The 15,089-nt window shown below is 63.7% G+C and carries 18 protein-coding genes; 8 read left to right on the plus strand and 10 right to left on the minus strand.

Annotated elements, in window-relative coordinates:
* Positions 1-99 precede the first annotated feature (99 nt).
* A complete protein-coding gene (locus QF015_RS14680; protein WP_429389890.1) occupies positions 100-882 on the minus strand; it encodes a putative protein N(5)-glutamine methyltransferase in 783 nt (260 codons plus the stop codon).
* 251 nt (positions 883-1,133) lie between these two features.
* Here QF015_RS14680 and QF015_RS14685 point away from each other — a divergent pair, with 251 nt between their 5' ends.
* The gene (locus QF015_RS14685) at positions 1,134-1,367 is read left to right on the plus strand and encodes a hypothetical protein (protein WP_429389892.1); all 234 of its coding nucleotides are present in this window, start codon (positions 1,134-1,136) and stop codon (positions 1,365-1,367) included.
* A gap of 87 nt (positions 1,368-1,454) precedes the next feature.
* A complete protein-coding gene (locus QF015_RS14690; protein WP_310203596.1) occupies positions 1,455-1,715 on the plus strand; it encodes a hypothetical protein in 261 nt (86 codons plus the stop codon).
* Between the two features lie 92 nt (positions 1,716-1,807).
* Here the strand turns inward: QF015_RS14690 and QF015_RS14695 are convergent, their stop codons facing one another.
* Complete coding sequence (locus tag QF015_RS14695; RefSeq protein ID WP_429389895.1) at positions 1,808-4,357, minus strand: ATP-dependent DNA ligase; 2,550 nt, start codon at positions 4,355-4,357, stop codon at positions 1,808-1,810.
* A gap of 38 nt (positions 4,358-4,395) precedes the next feature.
* On the opposite strand from QF015_RS14695, the gene QF015_RS14700 reads away from it, so the two are divergent.
* Entirely contained in the window at positions 4,396-5,262 is an 867-nt protein-coding gene (locus QF015_RS14700) for a Ku protein (protein ID WP_310203589.1), read from the plus strand.
* A 24-nt stretch (positions 5,263-5,286) separates the two neighbouring features.
* Here QF015_RS14700 and QF015_RS14705 read toward each other — a convergent pair whose 3' ends face one another.
* The 3 genes from QF015_RS14705 to QF015_RS14715 are packed head-to-tail and all read right to left on the minus strand — an operon-like array spanning position 5,287 to position 6,829.
* Positions 5,287-5,553 carry a DUF7218 family protein gene (locus QF015_RS14705; protein ID WP_310203586.1) on the minus strand — a complete coding sequence of 89 codons (267 nt, stop codon included), beginning with the start codon at positions 5,551-5,553 and terminating at the stop codon, positions 5,287-5,289.
* 44 nt (positions 5,554-5,597) lie between these two features.
* A complete protein-coding gene (locus QF015_RS14710; RefSeq protein WP_429389897.1) occupies positions 5,598-6,311 on the minus strand; it encodes a DUF6766 family protein in 714 nt (237 codons plus the stop codon).
* 5 nt (positions 6,312-6,316) lie between these two features.
* Complete coding sequence (locus tag QF015_RS14715; RefSeq protein ID WP_310203580.1) at positions 6,317-6,829, minus strand: DUF6328 family protein; 513 nt, start codon at positions 6,827-6,829, stop codon at positions 6,317-6,319.
* Between the two features lie 117 nt (positions 6,830-6,946).
* Here QF015_RS14715 and QF015_RS14720 point away from each other — a divergent pair, with 117 nt between their 5' ends.
* On the plus strand, positions 6,947-7,168 hold the full coding sequence (locus QF015_RS14720) for a hypothetical protein (protein ID WP_429389900.1): 222 nt from the start codon (positions 6,947-6,949) through the stop codon (positions 7,166-7,168).
* Between the two features lie 50 nt (positions 7,169-7,218).
* On the opposite strand, the gene QF015_RS14725 is transcribed toward QF015_RS14720, so the two are convergent.
* Complete coding sequence (locus tag QF015_RS14725) at positions 7,219-7,389, minus strand: hypothetical protein (protein WP_167332885.1); 171 nt, start codon at positions 7,387-7,389, stop codon at positions 7,219-7,221.
* 311 nt (positions 7,390-7,700) lie between these two features.
* Here QF015_RS14725 and QF015_RS14730 point away from each other — a divergent pair, with 311 nt between their 5' ends.
* The 4 genes from QF015_RS14730 to QF015_RS14745 all read left to right on the plus strand — a co-directional run bounded on the left by QF015_RS14730 (position 7,701) and on the right by QF015_RS14745 (position 10,440).
* Positions 7,701-8,180 carry a Dps family protein gene (locus QF015_RS14730; protein WP_189021203.1) on the plus strand — a complete coding sequence of 160 codons (480 nt, stop codon included), beginning with the start codon at positions 7,701-7,703 and terminating at the stop codon, positions 8,178-8,180.
* Positions 8,181-8,224: 44 nt separating this feature from the next.
* Positions 8,225-9,184 carry a DNA topoisomerase IB gene (locus QF015_RS14735; RefSeq protein WP_429389903.1) on the plus strand — a complete coding sequence of 320 codons (960 nt, stop codon included), beginning with the start codon at positions 8,225-8,227 and terminating at the stop codon, positions 9,182-9,184.
* A 105-nt stretch (positions 9,185-9,289) separates the two neighbouring features.
* Positions 9,290-9,847, plus strand: a complete 558-nt coding sequence (locus tag QF015_RS14740; protein ID WP_310203566.1) for a hypothetical protein — start codon at positions 9,290-9,292, stop codon at positions 9,845-9,847.
* Positions 9,848-9,852: 5 nt separating this feature from the next.
* On the plus strand, positions 9,853-10,440 hold the full coding sequence (locus QF015_RS14745) for a TetR/AcrR family transcriptional regulator (protein ID WP_310203563.1): 588 nt from the start codon (positions 9,853-9,855) through the stop codon (positions 10,438-10,440).
* Between the two features lie 84 nt (positions 10,441-10,524).
* Here QF015_RS14745 and QF015_RS14750 read toward each other — a convergent pair whose 3' ends face one another.
* Genes QF015_RS14750 through QF015_RS14765 form a run of 4 tightly spaced genes read right to left on the minus strand, consistent with a single transcriptional unit; the run spans position 10,525 to position 14,653 of the window.
* Positions 10,525-10,803, minus strand: a complete 279-nt coding sequence (locus tag QF015_RS14750; RefSeq protein ID WP_310203560.1) for an HPr family phosphocarrier protein — start codon at positions 10,801-10,803, stop codon at positions 10,525-10,527.
* A gap of 54 nt (positions 10,804-10,857) precedes the next feature.
* On the minus strand, positions 10,858-12,876 hold the full coding sequence (locus tag QF015_RS14755) for a PTS fructose transporter subunit IIABC (protein ID WP_429389906.1): 2,019 nt from the start codon (positions 12,874-12,876) through the stop codon (positions 10,858-10,860).
* Positions 12,873-13,865: a 1-phosphofructokinase family hexose kinase gene (locus QF015_RS14760; protein WP_310203554.1), complete on the minus strand. Its 993-nt coding sequence runs from the start codon at positions 13,863-13,865 to the stop codon at positions 12,873-12,875. The genes QF015_RS14755 and QF015_RS14760 overlap by 4 nt, the downstream gene beginning before the upstream one ends.
* On the minus strand, positions 13,862-14,653 hold the full coding sequence (locus QF015_RS14765) for a DeoR/GlpR family DNA-binding transcription regulator (RefSeq protein ID WP_310203551.1): 792 nt from the start codon (positions 14,651-14,653) through the stop codon (positions 13,862-13,864). The genes QF015_RS14760 and QF015_RS14765 overlap by 4 nt, the downstream gene beginning before the upstream one ends.
* Positions 14,654-15,089: the final 436 nt, after the last annotated feature.

Raw genomic sequence — 15,089 nt, forward strand, 5'->3', positions numbered from 1 at the left:
TTGCCCTGCAATCATGCGGATGTCCGCCCGTTTTTGCCCTGCTAAGCGCGTTGTTACCAAATTGTTTAGCGAAGCCCACGAAAGGGGGCGTAATAGGGGTCAAAAACTGATGGATCGGACCGAACCCAGCACCACCGTCGCGTCCAGCCCGTCGTCCGAAACCACCGTGGCCAGCAGTCCGGCCTCTATCAGGAGACGGGCTGTTTCAGCGGCTTGAGCTGCCGAGGTTTCGACCAGGAGGACACCGCCGGGCGCCAGCCACTGTGCCGCCCCCTGCGCTACGCGACGCTGGACAGCCAAACCGTCAGTGCCGCCGTCGAGCGCTGCCCTCGGCTCGTGGAGGCGAGCCTCCGGGGGCATCAGTCCGATGGACTCCGTAGGAACATACGGCGCATTCGCCAGCAGGACGTCAACGCGCCCCATAAGTTCATCGGGGAGGGCTGCATAAAGGTCGCCGCGGTGGACGGTTCCGCCACGGGGCTCCACGTTGCGTCGCGCGCAGCGGACCGCTGCCGGATCGATGTCCGCTGCGTGCAACGTGCAGGTGCCCAGCAGGTCGCTCACCGCGGCTCCCAGCGCGCCGGAACCACAGCAGAGGTCGACGACGACGGCACCGGGCGCGGCGATCATGGCCGCCTGGCGCACCAGGAACTCCGTGCGACGACGCGGCACGAACACTCCAGGCCCTACGGCCATGCGCTTCCCGCAGAACTCCGCCCAGCCAAGAAGATGTTCAAGGGGCCGTCCGCTGACCCGTTGTTCCACCAGATGGTTGAGCTCCTCAGCATCGCGGGCGGCCTCGATGAGGAGGTGGGCCTCGTCCTCGGCAAACACACAGCCGGCCGCGCGCAAGGTGGTGGCAACGTCGGATCCCCGGATCATGATGGACATGCTAGCCAAGGGGTTCACAAAGTTCTCTGTTTTTGGTTAGGGTATGACGCATGGGAACACTGATTTTTGAGTAGACCGGCGCCTCTTCCGTAAGAAGCACGCAGCCGCGTTTCACCAGACAAAAATCCACGCCTGTTGAGGCCATGCCTCCATGCCGTTCCTGTCGCCGAAGCCTTTTTTCCCGAACCGCAACGTCATGGGACACGTGTCTCTCCAGGACTCACACCTTGAGGAGTCCACGTATGACTGCCAACCCTTCCGACAACGCCACACCTGACAACACCACCCCTGAAACCGCTGCCCAGGCCCCGGCTTCAGGCGGCATCAAGTCGAAACTGACCGACCCGCAGAAAGCCATGCTCGCCAGCAAGTCCGGTGGGGGCGCTCCTGCCGGCTGGCAAAGCACCGGCAAAGGCCACAAGCCCACGTCGGCCAGCGGCAAGCGCGCCAAGACAGAGAAGAAGGTCCGCTGGTAGGCCCTGGGGCCAGGAAATTCCTGCAGACAAGAGTCTTCATCGCACCTAGTATTGAAATCCCTTCATTCCATCTGGAAAGGAAGAACCATGACTGCGAACCATGAAGCCGACAACATCAACCCTGAGGTAGCAAGCCACTTGGTGGAGTCCATGGATATGGCTCCGATGCCCGAACCGGCCACCATCGCGGTGGCTCTCGGTACGGACCAGCCCCGGCAATGGCCGGACGGAAACGGCAAGCACCGGCACCCGAAGGATCGCGACCAAGCCCACGGCCGGATGGGCCAGGGAGCAGCTGTCACGGCAATCCACAGGACCAGCCGCCCGCAGATGCCGCACTCCTCCTAAGCCTCCTCCTGAACCGGTATCACCCGCGCAGCCAGCCCAACTGAGTAGCAGCAAACGCCCTGTTGAACCCTCAATGCAGCGTTACCTGTCACTTAGTTGGGCTGGCTCACGTCTTCGGGGGACTTGTCCGGCCGCCACCCGCGCCACACGGGATGCCGGAGCCGGCCCGGGCCCGTCCATTCCCCGAACGTCACCTCCGCCACAAGATCGGGGCTCACCCATGTGGCGCCCGCCGCATCCTCGCGGGGGATGTCCGCGAAGGGGGAATCAGCGGCCACCCGAGGCTCCAGGTTCTCCATGATGTCGCGCAACTGCCAATCCTTGAAGCCGCTGCCCACCCTGCCCACATAGTGCAGCTTGTCGCCGTCCGGGATGCCCAACAGCAGGGAGCCGAACGTCCCGCTTCGGGCGCCCGCGCCGGGACGCCACCCACCCACCACCACTTCCTGGCTCTGTTCCAGCTTCAGCTTGAGCCAGGACCTGCTCCGGCGCCCAACTACGTAGCGGGCATCGGCCTTTTTCGCCATGACACCTTCCAGGCCCAGCTCGGCGGCGCTGGCCATCAGGTCTTCCACATCGTGGTCCAGGACGGCAGACAGATGGAGAGGGCAGCCTGGACGTAAGCGCTCCGCAAAGCCCGACAACCTCTCGCGGCGCTCGTGGAAAGGCAGCCCGCTCAGGTCCGTGCCGCCGTCGTACAGAAGGTCGAACAGCATCAGCTGCACCGGAACCGATGCCCGTGCGCGCTCGATGTCGGCGGTTTTCACCAGGTTCATCCGGAGTTGCAGCCGACCAAAATCGGGCCGGGAGCCCTTGCCGAGCGCCACGATTTCACCGTCCGCCACGAAGTCGCCCTCAGGCCAGCACCCACGGTCGGTGAGTTCCGGGTACGTGGCCGTGAGGTCGTTCCCGTTACGGCTCATGAGGCGGATCCTGCCCTCGGTTCCTGTAATGATCGCCCGGATTCCGTCCCACTTCAGTTCATACAACCAAGAGTCACCGTGGAGGTCTGCGATGTCCCCCGAGGTGGCCAGCATTGGGCTGTAGTCCGGCATGGCTTGGGGAGCGGATGGCTTGGCCGGCGCTGCTTTCGCTTCCTTGGGCGGCGTGGCAGGCCGGCCTCCCGGTTGTTCCTTCATCAGGTGGATCAGCCAGTTCTGGCCCGTATTGATGAGCGCAAACCGCTTGGTGCCATGCAAACCACCGCCCGGCTCACCGGTCAGGGTGGCAATGACCTCTTTGCCGTCGCGCCATTTCTCGCACGTGTAGTGGCCGCGGTCCCAGATGCTGACTGTTCCGGCGCCGTATTCGCCCTTGGGGATGACGCCGGCGAAGTTCGCGTAGTCCATCGGGTGGTCTTCGGTGTGAACGGCCAGGTTGTTGCGCTCCGGTGTTTCCGGAACACCCCGGGGGAGCGCCCACGAGACCAGGACGCCGTCGTGTTCCAACCGGAAATCCAGGTGGTAGCGGCGGGCATGGTGCTCCTGGATGACAAAGATGCCGCCCGGTGGCGTCGGATCGCCGGGCTTCGGTTGGTCGGACGAGGAGCCGCCGGGCCGCGGCGCCGAAGAAGCGGCCGACGACGACGGGAAGGGTTCCGGGGTTTTGTCCGGATCGCGCATCCCGACGTATTTGGCGAGGCGGTTCTCGACCGTCACCACCCGTTCCCGCGGGGTGCCCGAACTGCCTGTGCCCGAGCCTGCGGCAGGGCCGCCGTCGTCCTTCTCATCCTCCCCGTGCGGCGGCAGGTGCCGTTCGGAAATCGGCGCGAAGTGGTCTTTGCCGGTGCGGACCCGCTTCATCACCGTCGTGTAGTCGAGGTGGTCCAGCGACGGTGAGGCGAGCTCCCGCCATGTGCGCGGGGCCGCCACAGTAGGGAACGCGCGGCCACGCAAGGAGTAGGGAACAATGGTGGTTTTGTTTCCGCTGTTCTGGCTCCAGTCCACCAAAACCTTGCCTTTGCGGAGGGACTTCTTCATGTCGCTGACCACCAGCTCCGGGTGGTCGGACTCCAAGGCGCGGGCGAGTTCGTGGGCGAAGGCGGAAACCTGCTCGGACTTCAGCGTCCCGTCGAGGCCGGTGTAGAGGTGGATACCTTTGCTGCCGCTGGTGACAGGGACCGGATCCATGCCCATGTCCTGCAGGATGGAGCGGGCCAGCTTGGCCACTTCGACGCATTCCGGGAGGCCGGCGCCGGGACCGGGATCGAGGTCCAGGACAAAACGGTCGGGCCGCAGCGGATTTCCGGCGGCGTCCACCTGCCATTGCGGAACGTGGATCTCCAGCGAGGCGATCTGCGCCATCCACGTGAGCGTGGCCAGGTTGTTGACCATCGGGTAGTCGTTGGTGTGGTCCGAATGGTGGATGGTGGCGCGGGGGATCCATTTGGGCGCAGAGTCTTCAAGGTTCTTCTGGAAGAACACTTGCCCGGGGTGCTCGGCCGTTCCCACGCCGTTGACCCAACGCTTGCGTGTCACTGGCCGGTTGGCCGCAGCAGGTATGAGGAAAGGGGCGACGGCGGCGTAATACTCCAGGACTTCAGCCTTGGTGGTGCCGGTTTCCGGGTAGATGATTTTGCCCAGGTTGGTGAGGGTGAGCTCGTGGCCTTCCACGTTCACGCGCTCCTGCTGCTTGCCTGCCACCTCTTCTCCTCCGCTGTGTTGTGCTGTTGACTGGGTGCATGAGGGCCATTTGGAAGGGATCCATCGCGTTCGGTCTGGTCAACGTACCAGTGAAGCTCTACAGTGCCACGGAGGATCACGACATCGGCCTGCACCAAGTCCACAATAAGGACGGCGGGCGCATCCGGTACCAGCGTAAATGCGAAATTTGTGGCGACGTTGTGGCGTACGAGGATATCGACAAAGCCTACGAAGAAGAAGGCCGCACCGTGGTCCTGACGTCGGCCGAACTGAAGTCCCTGCCCGAGGAGAACAGCCGCGAAATTGAGGTGGTGGAGTTTATCCCCGCCGAGCAACTGGACCCCATCATGTACGAGCGCAGCTATTTCCTGGAACCGGATTCCAAATCGCCCAAGGCCTACATGCTGCTGCGGCAAACACTGGAGGACACGGACAGGATTGCGATCGTCCAATACGCGCTGCGTCAAAAGACCAGGCTGGGGGCGTTGCGCGTACGGGGCGATGTTTTGTTGCTGCAGGCATTGTTGTGGGGGGACGAAGTCCGGGAAGCCAAATTCCCCTCCCTGGAGACGGATATCAAGATTTCGGACAAGGAGCTTGAGATGTCCTCGGCCCTGGTGGAATCGATGGCCCATGACTTTGATCCCGACGAGTACACGGATGACTACCAGGTTCAGTTGAAGACGCTGATCGAGGCCAAACTGGAGAAGGGCGAGGCCTTGGATACCGAGGCCACCTTCGGCGTGGTCGAAGGCGAGGGCGAAGGCGGCGACGTCATCGACCTCATGGAGGCGCTGAAGCGCAGCCTGGACAAGAAGCGCGGCAAGGAAAAGGCGGACGACGCCGATGCTGCCGCCGGCAAAACTGCCAGCAAACCCAAGGCGCGGGCCAAGAAAAAGGCATGAACCGGCGTCGTACGTACTGGGGAACTAATGATTCCGCAGCATGGAGATGAGGTCGGATTTCTTCTTGTCTGAATAACCTTTGAGGCCGAGTTCCTTGGCACGTGACTTTAATTTGTCCACAGTCCAATCGTCGTAATCTCCGGACTTCCCGCCCTTGTGGCCCACTTCCTTGCGGCCCTGCCGGGCGGCGGCATTGGATACGCGGGCTGCTTTCTCCTTGGAAGCGCCATCCTCGCGGAGCTCTTCGTAGAGCCCGGGATCCTTCAGGCTGGAATTCTTTTTACCTGGCATGATGCAGTGTCCTTTCCTGGTATTTTCCCGACATCGTGAATCTGCTAGGCGCCGGTTTCATGGTGTGGTTCTGCCACGGGTTTGGACTCAGGGGATCCGCGTTCGCGGAGGTATACCGAGGCGCCGACAAGGACGGCCACGGCAAGGAACTCGCTTTGCCAGTTCTGGAAGGATTCGAACCAGAACTGGCTGGAGGCCATGTACTCCCACGTGGAAATTTCCGGCAGTCCATGGCTGAGCTGTTCTTCGTTGTAGGCGGCGGTTCCGCCGACGGCGTGCATGGTGAAGGAGAACAGGAAAAGCAGGCCCAGCAGGCCGGAAAGCGAATGCTCGTAGACCTTGAGGACCCAGCCGCCGCGCTTCACCGGCCATGGCGTCTTGGCGGACTTCTCCGCCGCGCGCGGGTCCTGGTCCTGCGGTGCTTCCTTATCCACAGGCTTCGACTCCGAGGAGCCACGTTGGAACAGGAACACGGTCAGGACAACGTACATGGCCATCTGGAGGAACTCGGACTCCCAGTTCTCGAAGACGGCTTCCCAGAAGCTTCCCGACGTCAGGAAATCGGAAATGCCAGTCGCCGGTTGGCCATGCGCCTGCTGTTCCTCGCTGTAGGTAGCGGCTCCGGAAATGATCATTCCTCCGAGGAACACCACGAACAAGCCGGCATTGACCAACAGCAGGCCGTGGTCCTTGACCCAATGACGGGTCGGCTTGCTGTCTTCACCCGCCGGTGGATGGTTCTTGATGGGGCGCAACATTTTCCTCACTCTTCCTTTGACTCGCCGTTTCTCCGGATGGCGTTGCGCTGCAGCCACAGGGGCGTGCCCACCACGAGGAGCAGGAGGACCAGGATGATGAATCCGCCGGCAATGAGACCAGCCGTGCGTCCCGCGGTGAAGTCGAAGACCAGCGTGGCAGAACCCACGATCAACAGCGCCACCCCGGCCAGGGCCCACTTGGTGACCACGTCAGCGCTGGAGACGAGGGTGGCCTTGAGCCCCCGGCGGAACAGCCGCCGGTGAACGCTGACGGGGATCACGATGAGGATGGTGGTCAGTGCTGCCGCCATGACGTTGAAGAGGTAAAGGTTCCTTTGCCAGTCGTCCAGTTCCTCGAAACGGGATTGGAACGGCAACGTCAGCAGGAAGCCGCCCAGGATCTGCACTCCGGTTTGGAGGACGCGCAGCTCCTGGATCAACTCCATCCAGTTGCGGTCCATCCTCTCCTCGGTGGACTCGTTCCTGCCGATTCTGGGAACCTGTTCCGGCTCAACCATCTACGCACCTCCGTGGTGGGTTGTGTGGACGCCGACCAGGCACCGGACTACGGTCGGAACTGTCAGCATTCCTCGAACTTCTTATCGGGGCCCCATCGGATTTTCAAGGAGGAACACATGAGCCAGGACGAACACCGCGTAGACCCTGACAGCGAACCCGGGGGCTATGGCACGCCTACCCCCGAACAAGAGATGCCTGGTCAAGGCGATGAGCGTGAAACTCCGGAGCGGCCTGCCCAGGGAGTCCCTGCTGTTTCGGGCGACGAGTTTCCCACGCCCAAGGATCCTGATGCAGCTCCGCCGCCCTCGGCAACCGGGGACGACGCGGAAGGTGCCTGATCCCGGGGCCGGGATGGGTGACGCCGGGGGCGGACCCCCGGCGTCAGGTTCTATACCGTATGACCCCTGCGGCCCGACATGAAGCTCAACAGCCAGCCGATGGCTGCCACGACGAGGAGGACCACGCCTACCCACAGCAACCAGTTCAAGGCTTGGGAGAAGCCGCCGACAAGGAGAAGAACAATTGCTACTACACCAGCAATGATCAGAAGCGTATTCATGGTCAGCACATTCCTTTCCGGGGAATCGTTGACTAATGTCGACGGTTCCCAACTATGCATTCCGATTACTTCGATTTAGTTATGCCGGTACTTGGAGGCGTTCCACCGCCTCAAAGTGCCTTTTCCGTTATCACAGGCCGGCCCTTCGTTGGGGAGCGAAGTTCGCCAGTCGTGAACACTAACACTCCTCATTGTACTACTAAGCACCCTTATGAAAGGGTTATTGAAGTCGTCACCTGATGATTGGGCGGTTGCCGGAGATATTCGGCGACACATTTTTTCGCTCACATGAACGTCCACGAGAGGAACCCATGAAAGCGTCACAGCAGCTTGCAGACAACCTTCAAATCGTCCTGACAGACCTGATCGAGCTACAGCTCCAGGGAAAGCAGGCGCACTGGAACATCGTGGGGCCGAACTTCCGCGATCTTCACCTCCAGCTGGATGAGCTCGTCCTCGCAACCCGCCAGTTCGCCGACGACACCGCCGAACGCATGAGGGCCCTCCACGCGCTCCCTGACGGCCGCAGCTCCACCATTGCCAAGGGCACGCGCCTCGAGGAATTCCCCGCCGGCTTGGTCAACACCAAGAACGCCGTCAAGCTGGTCACCGACCGCGTGGAACGCGCTGTCCAGACCATGCGCGACGTCCATGACGAGGTGGACGAGGAAGATCCCACGACGGCGGACCTGCTGCACGCGTTTATTGCCCGCCTTGAGCAGTTGGTCTGGATGATCAACGCGGAAATCATGAACGCCGGCGCTGCTGTGACGGACCCGGACGAGGCCTAGCCGGTACTGCGGAGCGGGACGATCGCGAACAGGGCGGATAGACCATGCCCAGGCTGAAGCGCAGTGACCTTTCCAAGCCCGGCATTGTCCGCCGCAAGGTTGGGAAGGGATTCAGCTACCGCCACCCTGACGGGAGCTTGGTCAGCAAGGAGGATCGCCAGCGCATCAATGCGCTGGCGATCCCGCCTGCATGGACCGATGTGTGGATCAGTCCCTACGAGCACGGCCACATCCTGGCCACCGGGGTTGATGCCGCCGGGCGGAGCCAATACATCTACCACCCTGGTTGGCGGGAGCGGAAGGACACCGAAAAGTTCATCCGGGCGGCCAAGCTGGGGCTGGTGCTTCCAGCGGTCCGCCGCAATGTGACCGTCCACCTCCAGGACGCCACCGACCCCCGGCAGCAGACCCTGGCTGCAGCCGTGCGGTTCATGGACCTCGGTGCCCTCCGCGTCGGGTCCGAGGTTTATATGAAGCAGAACGGCTCCTACGGGCTCACCACCCTCCGCTGCCGCCATGCGCGGGTGGAGGGGCCCGACGTCTTCCTCAAATTCCCCGGCAAGAGCGGCCAGCTCTGGGACACTTCCATCCACGATCCCGCGCTGGCGGCCTTTCTGGAGCCGCTGGCGGAGCGCCCCGGCAAGGAACGTTTGCTGGCCTACCAATCCAACGGCACGTGGGTTTCCGTGGATGCGTCCATGATCAACGGCTACCTGCGGGGGATCGCGGGGGAGGCTTATACGTCCAAGGATTTCCGGACGTGGAAGGGCACCGCGGCCGCGGCCCTGTGCCTCATCAAATCCGGCCATAAGGGAACTCCCCGCCAGGCCATTGTGCGGGCCATCAAGGAGGCCTCGGAACTCCTGGGCAACACCCCCTCGGTGGCGCGCTCATCGTATGTGGATCCGCGGATTATCGAGGGCTACCTCTCGGAGGAGCTCAAGGACGTCAAACCCACGGAAGCGTCGATCGCTGCCTACTTGAACGGCGGAACCTCGAGCTAAGCCACGTCTCCCGGGTTGTGCCCAGCCCATCGAGGCGGTCTCCGGAATTTTGTGAGTACACTCGTACTAATAAAGTTTATGCGGGATGGCGTCTGGGGGACGTAAATGATTCTGTTGGCAATCGTGGTGTGCGAAGTTGCGTTCTGGGTGGCGATCCTTGGCGGGCTCGCAGCACGGTATCTGCTGCGTCGTCCCCGGCTGGGTGGATCTCTCCTGATCCTTGCTCCGGTCATCGATGCCGTCCTGCTTGCCTTGGTCGCCGTCGATTTGCTCGGCGGTGGTACGGCCTCCTGGCACCACGGACTTGCTGCGATCTACATCGGCATCTCTGTCGCGTACGGCAAGCGCATGGTGGCCTGGGCGGATGCCCATTTCCAGCACCGGTTCGCGGGCGGACCTGCGCCGGAACGGCCCACCGGAACCCGTTACACCATCAAATGCTGGCGGGATGTGCTCCTCACTGCCTTGGCGGTTGGCATCGCAGCGGCGACACTGGGAGCGATCGTGTTCCTCGTGAATGACGCTGAACGGACCGCGGCCCTCTCGGACTTCTTCCGCATCCTGGGCATCATCTTCGCCATCGATTTCCTCTGGGCCCTGAGCTACACGATCTGGCCGAAGAAGGCCGCCCGCGCCGAGCCCGCTGCTACTCCGTCCCGCTGAAACCCATGCCCCGGAGAATCGATGCACAGGCGCGCAGTGCAGCAATTGCGGAAGCTTCTTTGCGTGTCCTCGAACGTGATGGTCTTTCGGGCCTTTCCGTGCGCGGAGTGGCAGCGGAAGCGGGCATCGCGGCCGCTTCACTGAGGCGCGCTTTTGCTACCCAACATGCCCTGCGGGAGTTCTGCCTGAAACTCATTGAGGATCGGGTCACAGCCCGAATCGCCGCACTTGATCTCACCGGCCGGGCTCTTGTTGATGGATTGCTCCTGCAGTTGCTTCCCCTCGATAAGGAACGGCACCTGGAACTCGTTGCGCAGGTCCAGCTCGGCGTCCTTTCACTGACCGACAGTGCGCTTCGTCCTGCCGCGATACGGCTCAGCGCCGGAGTCGATCGCGTATGCCACATCGCCCTCCAGGTCCTGGCCGAAGCGGGTCAGTTCAACCAGGGACGTGACTCCGGGTATGAAGCCCAGCGTTTGCGTGCGCTCCTGGACGGAATCGCGATGCATGGATTGTGGAGCGGTGAACTGCCGGAAGCGGATCCGATGCTCCAAGTGCTCTCGCGCCATCTTGACGAACTCGCCGGCCCGTAGATGGAAGTGGGCATGCAAAGAGCCTGATGACACCCCTTTCCGGGGGTCACCAGGCTCTTTGCATGGCGCTGAGGTTGTGCGGACCTACTCGGCGTCGTGGTCCGTTTCCAGGATCTTCACCAGGCTGTCCAGTGCTTCATCGGCACCTTCACCTTCAGCGCGCAGCACCACAACATCACCGTGGGAGGCTCCCAGGCTCATGAGGGACAGGATGCTCGCTGCGTCCATGGCGTCGTCGGCAGGCTCTCCCTGACGTGCGATGGTGACGTCGAGGTCCAGGTCTCCGGCAGCCTCAGCGAAGATGGCTGCGGGGCGGGCGTGGAGGCCGACGCGGCTTGCGATGGTGGCTGTACGTTCAGGCATTGGTGCTCCTTTGTGGTGATGGTTGGCTTGGTGGGAAGTCTAGACCGTGGAACGTCAGACGCTGGCGGTGGCCGGCACGGGTTCTGCCTCCACCGGCTTCTTGACGGCCCAGCGCTTGAGGGCGATGACGGCCAGGGCGCTGACTATCATGCCTGCGACAATGGCGATGACGAACATCAGCAGGTTGCCGATGGCGAAGAAGACGAACAAACCGCCGTGGGGTGCCTGGGACGTGACCCCGGTAGCCATGCAGAGTGCGCCGGTGAGGGCACCGCCCAGCATGCTGGCGGGAATGACGCGCAGCGGGTCTGCGGCGGCGAACGGGATGGCGCCCTCGGAGATGAAGGACGCACCCAGCAACCAGGCTGCCTTGCCGTTTTCACGCTCGTTGAGGGTGAAGACCTTCTTGTCCAATGCGGTGGCCAAGGCCATGGCCAGCGGCGGAACCATGCCGGCAGCCATGACGGTGCCCATGATCATCCACGGTGCCTGGTTGTCTGCGCTGCCCGCGCTCAGGCCGGCAACTGCGAAGGCGTAGGCAACCTTGTTGACCGGACCGCCCAGATCGAAGCACATCATCAGGCCGAGGATGATACCGAGGACAACGGCTGAGGCGCCGCTCATGCCGGTGAGCCACGTGTTCAGGGCTACGGTGAGGCCGGCGATGGGGCCGCCGAGGACCAGGAACATCAAGCCGGAGGCGACGATGGAGGCAAGCAGCGGGATGATGACGACGGGCATCAGGCCGCGGAGCCAGCGGGGTACCTGCCAGGTTCCGATCAGATGCGCGATGTACCCGGCCAGGAGGCCACCGACGATGCCGCCGAGGAACCCTGCACCCATGAAGCCTGATACGGCACCGGCAACGAAGCCCGGGGCGATACCGGGACGGTCCGCGATGGCGTAGGCAATGTAGCCGGCCAACGCAGGGACCAGGAAGCCCATGGACAGGGCGCCGATCTTGAAGAGGACGGCGCCGAGGTAGATCGCGAGGCCGCCTTCGGGGAGGTTGCCGAAGTTGTTTTCCAGCACCACCTTGTCCGCCACGGTAGTGATGTCATAGCCACCCAAGAGGAACCCGAGGGCAATCAGCAGGCCACCACCGGCAACGAACGGGATCATGTAGCTCACACCCGTGAGGAGTGCGCGCTTCAGCTTCTGGCCAATGTGCTCGCCCTTCTCGTCTTCAGCGCGAGCGGCTTGCTCTTCGGCACCGAAGTGCGGAACCCGGCGTGCGTGCGGGTCCTCGGCGGCAGCCAGTGCCTCATGGACCATCTTTTCCGGCTCGTCGATGCCGCGCTTGACGGGAGCGTTGATCACCGGCTTGCCGGCGAAGCGCTCCTTGCCGCGAACGTCGACGTCGACGGCGAAGATCACCGCGTCGGCCGCAGCGATCACCGCCGGGTCCAGCGGCTTGGCGCCGGAGGAACCCTGGGTCTCCACCTGCAGGTCAACACCCATTTCCTTCGCGGCGGCTACAAGGGAGTCGGCCGCCATGTAGGTGTGCGCAATGCCCGTGGGGCAAGCGGTCACTGCCACGATTCGCTTTGGTGCGGCAGTCGCCGTCGCGCTGGCGGCAGCAGTGGCGGCAGGTGCAGCGGGTGCAGGCGCAGCTGCAGGCTTGTCGGCCAGGGCGCCGTCCACCAGGTCCACGATCTCTTGCGGGGAAGAAGCAGCACGCAGCGCCGCCGTGAAATCCTTCTTGATGAGGGAGCGGGCCAGCTTGGACAGCAGCTTGAGGTGTTCCTGGTCTGCGCCGTCCGGTGCTGCGATGAAGAAGATCAGGTCCGCCGGGCCGTCCTTGGCGCCGAAGTCCACCTTGTGGGACAGCCGTGCCATGGCCAGTGCCGGTTCCGTGACGGCGGCCGAGCGGCAGTGCGGGATGGCGATCCCGCCGGGGACACCGGTCGCGGTCTTCTGCTCGCGGGCGAAGGCGTCCGTGAAGAGCCCTTCGACCTCGGAAGCACGGCCGGCGTCGGCAACTTTGCCGGCCAGGACGCGGATGACGTCGGCGGGGGAGTCGCCCAGGTTTTGGTCGAGGGTGACCAATTGGGGTGTGATCAGCTGGGTCACTGTGAGTCCTTTTGGAGGGCCGTGATGGTTACGGCGTCGGGGGTTGTTTGGTGGACTGCCGGGACAGTGGAGCCCGGCAGGGAAGCGGCAGCGGCACCGTGTGCCACGGCTTGACGAAGGCAGTCCTGCGCGGACCCGCCTTGGGTTGCAGCCAGTAAGTATCCGGCCAGTGCAGAGTCCCCGGCGCCTACCGTGCTGACGGCTTTGATGGGCGGATGCGTGGCGAGCCACGCTCCGTCCGCCGTCACCAGGATTGCCCCTTTGGACCCGAGTGTTGCGAGAACGGCGCCTACACCGCTGGCGACGACGGCGGCAGCAGCTTGGGCGGCTGCGGCCGGGTCCGCTTCCAGCTCGTCGGCTGTGGCGACCTTGGTGAAACCTGCGGCGGCGGCAAGCTCTGCGAGCTCTTCCGCGTTCGGCTTCAGGAGGTCCGGCTTCCCCAGGGCATCGCCCACCAAAGCTGCCGCGAGCGGCGCCCCGGAGGAGTCTATGGCGATGCCTGGCGCGGCCGATCCGTCCGCGGTCGACCGGAGCCGACGCGCGATGGTGGCGTAGAAATCCGCGGGAACTCCGGGTGGGAGAGAGCCTGCGAGGACCACCCAGCTGGCGCCACGGGAGCGTTCCAGCAGCAGCCCGATCAGGGCTTCCTGCTGTTCGCCGCTCAATTCCGGGCCGGGTTCGTTGATCTTGGTGGTGACGCCGTCCGGTTCGGTGAGCGTGACATTGCTGCGCAGCGCCTGTCCGATGGGGAGCGCCGCAAACGGCACGCCGCCGTCGTGCAGTCCGGAAAGCACCGGATCCGAGTCCGCGCCCGGCAGGACCGCAAGAGTGTCGAGGCCGGACGCGACGAGCGCCCGTGAAACGTTGACACCTTTTCCGCCGGATTCCTGGTGGACTGCCACGGCGCGTTGCACTTCGCCGCGGGCCAGCGCGCCGGGCAGCTCGACCGTGCGGTCCAGGCTGGGGTTGGCGGTCAACGTGACGATCATGCGATCACCACGTCGACGCCGGCGTCGGCGAGGGCTGCGGCGAGTTCCGCGGAGGGTTCGCTGTCTGTAATCAAGGTGTCAACATCCTTCAAAGTGGCGAACTGGACCAGGGTTTCGGCGTCCAGCTTGGAAGAGTCGGCCAGGGCCACCACGCGGCGCGCTGAGGTGACGAAGGCGGTCTTGACCGCGGCTTCCTCGGGATCGGGCGTGCTGAGCCCGAAGGTTGGGTGGATGCCGTTGGCACCCACGAAAGCGATATCCGGGCGAAGTCTGCGGGCGGCCTCCACAGTGGACTGCCCGACGGCGGCCTGCGTCAGTCCGCGGACACGGCCGCCGAGGATCTGGAGTGCTATGCCAGGGGTGGAGGAGAGCTTGCCGGCGATGGGAATGGCGTGGGTGATCACGACGAGTTCGTCGTTCTTGTTGGCCGACGGCGCCCGCTGGGCGAGCAGGTCCGCCAGGGTTTCCGTGGTGGAACCAGCGTCCAGCAGGATGCTGCCCGTGGTGAGCTCGGGGATGAGGGCGAGGGCTGCGTTCGCAATACGCAGTTTCTCCGCTTGCCGTTGGACGGCACGTTCAAGGATGCTTTCCTCGCGGGTGCTTAGGAGGTCGGACGGAACGGCGCCGCCGTGGACGCGCCTGAGGTTTCCGGAGACTTCGAGGGCCGCGAGGTCCCGCCGGATGGTCTCAGTGGTGATGCTGAAACGGTCGGCGAGATCAGTAACGCTCACCCGTCCGCGCTCTGCGACGAGTGCGGAGATCAGTTGCTGGCGCTCTTCTGCGAACACTTACCCTCCATTGCGGTAAAGCCAAGTTTTTCAGTGCAGCCACATCAGTGACTGCTGTCACAACGATGTGGAATTGCTTGACTCTATCTTTGTTTATGTGGGGAAGTCAATAGAATCCAACATAAACAAAGATTGGGGGGCGGTGTTGGCCCTGGACACACCAAAGGGCATGCCGCGCTCCCTGTAGCGCGACATGCCCTCGTTCGGATCCTGACTGGGGGATGTAATGCCAGGATCCGGTCTTTGGGTGCCCGGGTGTTCGGGTGTTAGGGGAATCCGGTGTTAGCGGTGCCCCTACGTCAGGGGAGCCGGCGGTTCTCCCTGTCCGGGTTCTCCCCCTCCCGGTTCTCCCCCTTCAGGGGGTGACGGCACGGTCGGTCCCGGCGTGGGTTCCGGGACGGGTGGCGGCCCCGGCTCCGGCAAGGGTACCGGCTCG

This window comes from Paenarthrobacter sp. TE4293, assembly GCF_050435325.1.
Classification (GTDB): domain Bacteria; phylum Actinomycetota; class Actinomycetes; order Actinomycetales; family Micrococcaceae; genus Arthrobacter; species Arthrobacter nitroguajacolicus_C.

Coding starts and splice junctions, on each gene's coding strand:
- QF015_RS14680 (WP_429389890.1), bottom strand. CDS start 882: ATGATCCGGGGATCCGACGTTGCCACCACCTTGCGCGCGGCCGGCTGT.
- QF015_RS14685 (WP_429389892.1), top strand. CDS start 1,134: ATGACTGCCAACCCTTCCGACAACGCCACACCTGACAACACCACCCCT.
- QF015_RS14690 (WP_310203596.1), top strand. CDS start 1,455: ATGACTGCGAACCATGAAGCCGACAACATCAACCCTGAGGTAGCAAGC.
- QF015_RS14700 (WP_310203589.1), top strand. CDS start 4,396: ATGAGGGCCATTTGGAAGGGATCCATCGCGTTCGGTCTGGTCAACGTA.
- QF015_RS14705 (WP_310203586.1), bottom strand. CDS start 5,553: ATGCCAGGTAAAAAGAATTCCAGCCTGAAGGATCCCGGGCTCTACGAA.
- QF015_RS14710 (WP_429389897.1), bottom strand. CDS start 6,311: ATGTTGCGCCCCATCAAGAACCATCCACCGGCGGGTGAAGACAGCAAG.
- QF015_RS14715 (WP_310203580.1), bottom strand. CDS start 6,829: ATGGTTGAGCCGGAACAGGTTCCCAGAATCGGCAGGAACGAGTCCACC.
- QF015_RS14720 (WP_429389900.1), top strand. CDS start 6,947: ATGAGCCAGGACGAACACCGCGTAGACCCTGACAGCGAACCCGGGGGC.
- QF015_RS14725 (WP_167332885.1), bottom strand. CDS start 7,389: ATGAATACGCTTCTGATCATTGCTGGTGTAGTAGCAATTGTTCTTCTC.
- QF015_RS14730 (WP_189021203.1), top strand. CDS start 7,701: ATGAAAGCGTCACAGCAGCTTGCAGACAACCTTCAAATCGTCCTGACA.
- QF015_RS14735 (WP_429389903.1), top strand. CDS start 8,225: ATGCCCAGGCTGAAGCGCAGTGACCTTTCCAAGCCCGGCATTGTCCGC.
- QF015_RS14740 (WP_310203566.1), top strand. CDS start 9,290: ATGATTCTGTTGGCAATCGTGGTGTGCGAAGTTGCGTTCTGGGTGGCG.
- QF015_RS14745 (WP_310203563.1), top strand. CDS start 9,853: ATGCCCCGGAGAATCGATGCACAGGCGCGCAGTGCAGCAATTGCGGAA.
- QF015_RS14750 (WP_310203560.1), bottom strand. CDS start 10,803: ATGCCTGAACGTACAGCCACCATCGCAAGCCGCGTCGGCCTCCACGCC.
- QF015_RS14760 (WP_310203554.1), bottom strand. CDS start 13,865: ATGATCGTCACGTTGACCGCCAACCCCAGCCTGGACCGCACGGTCGAG.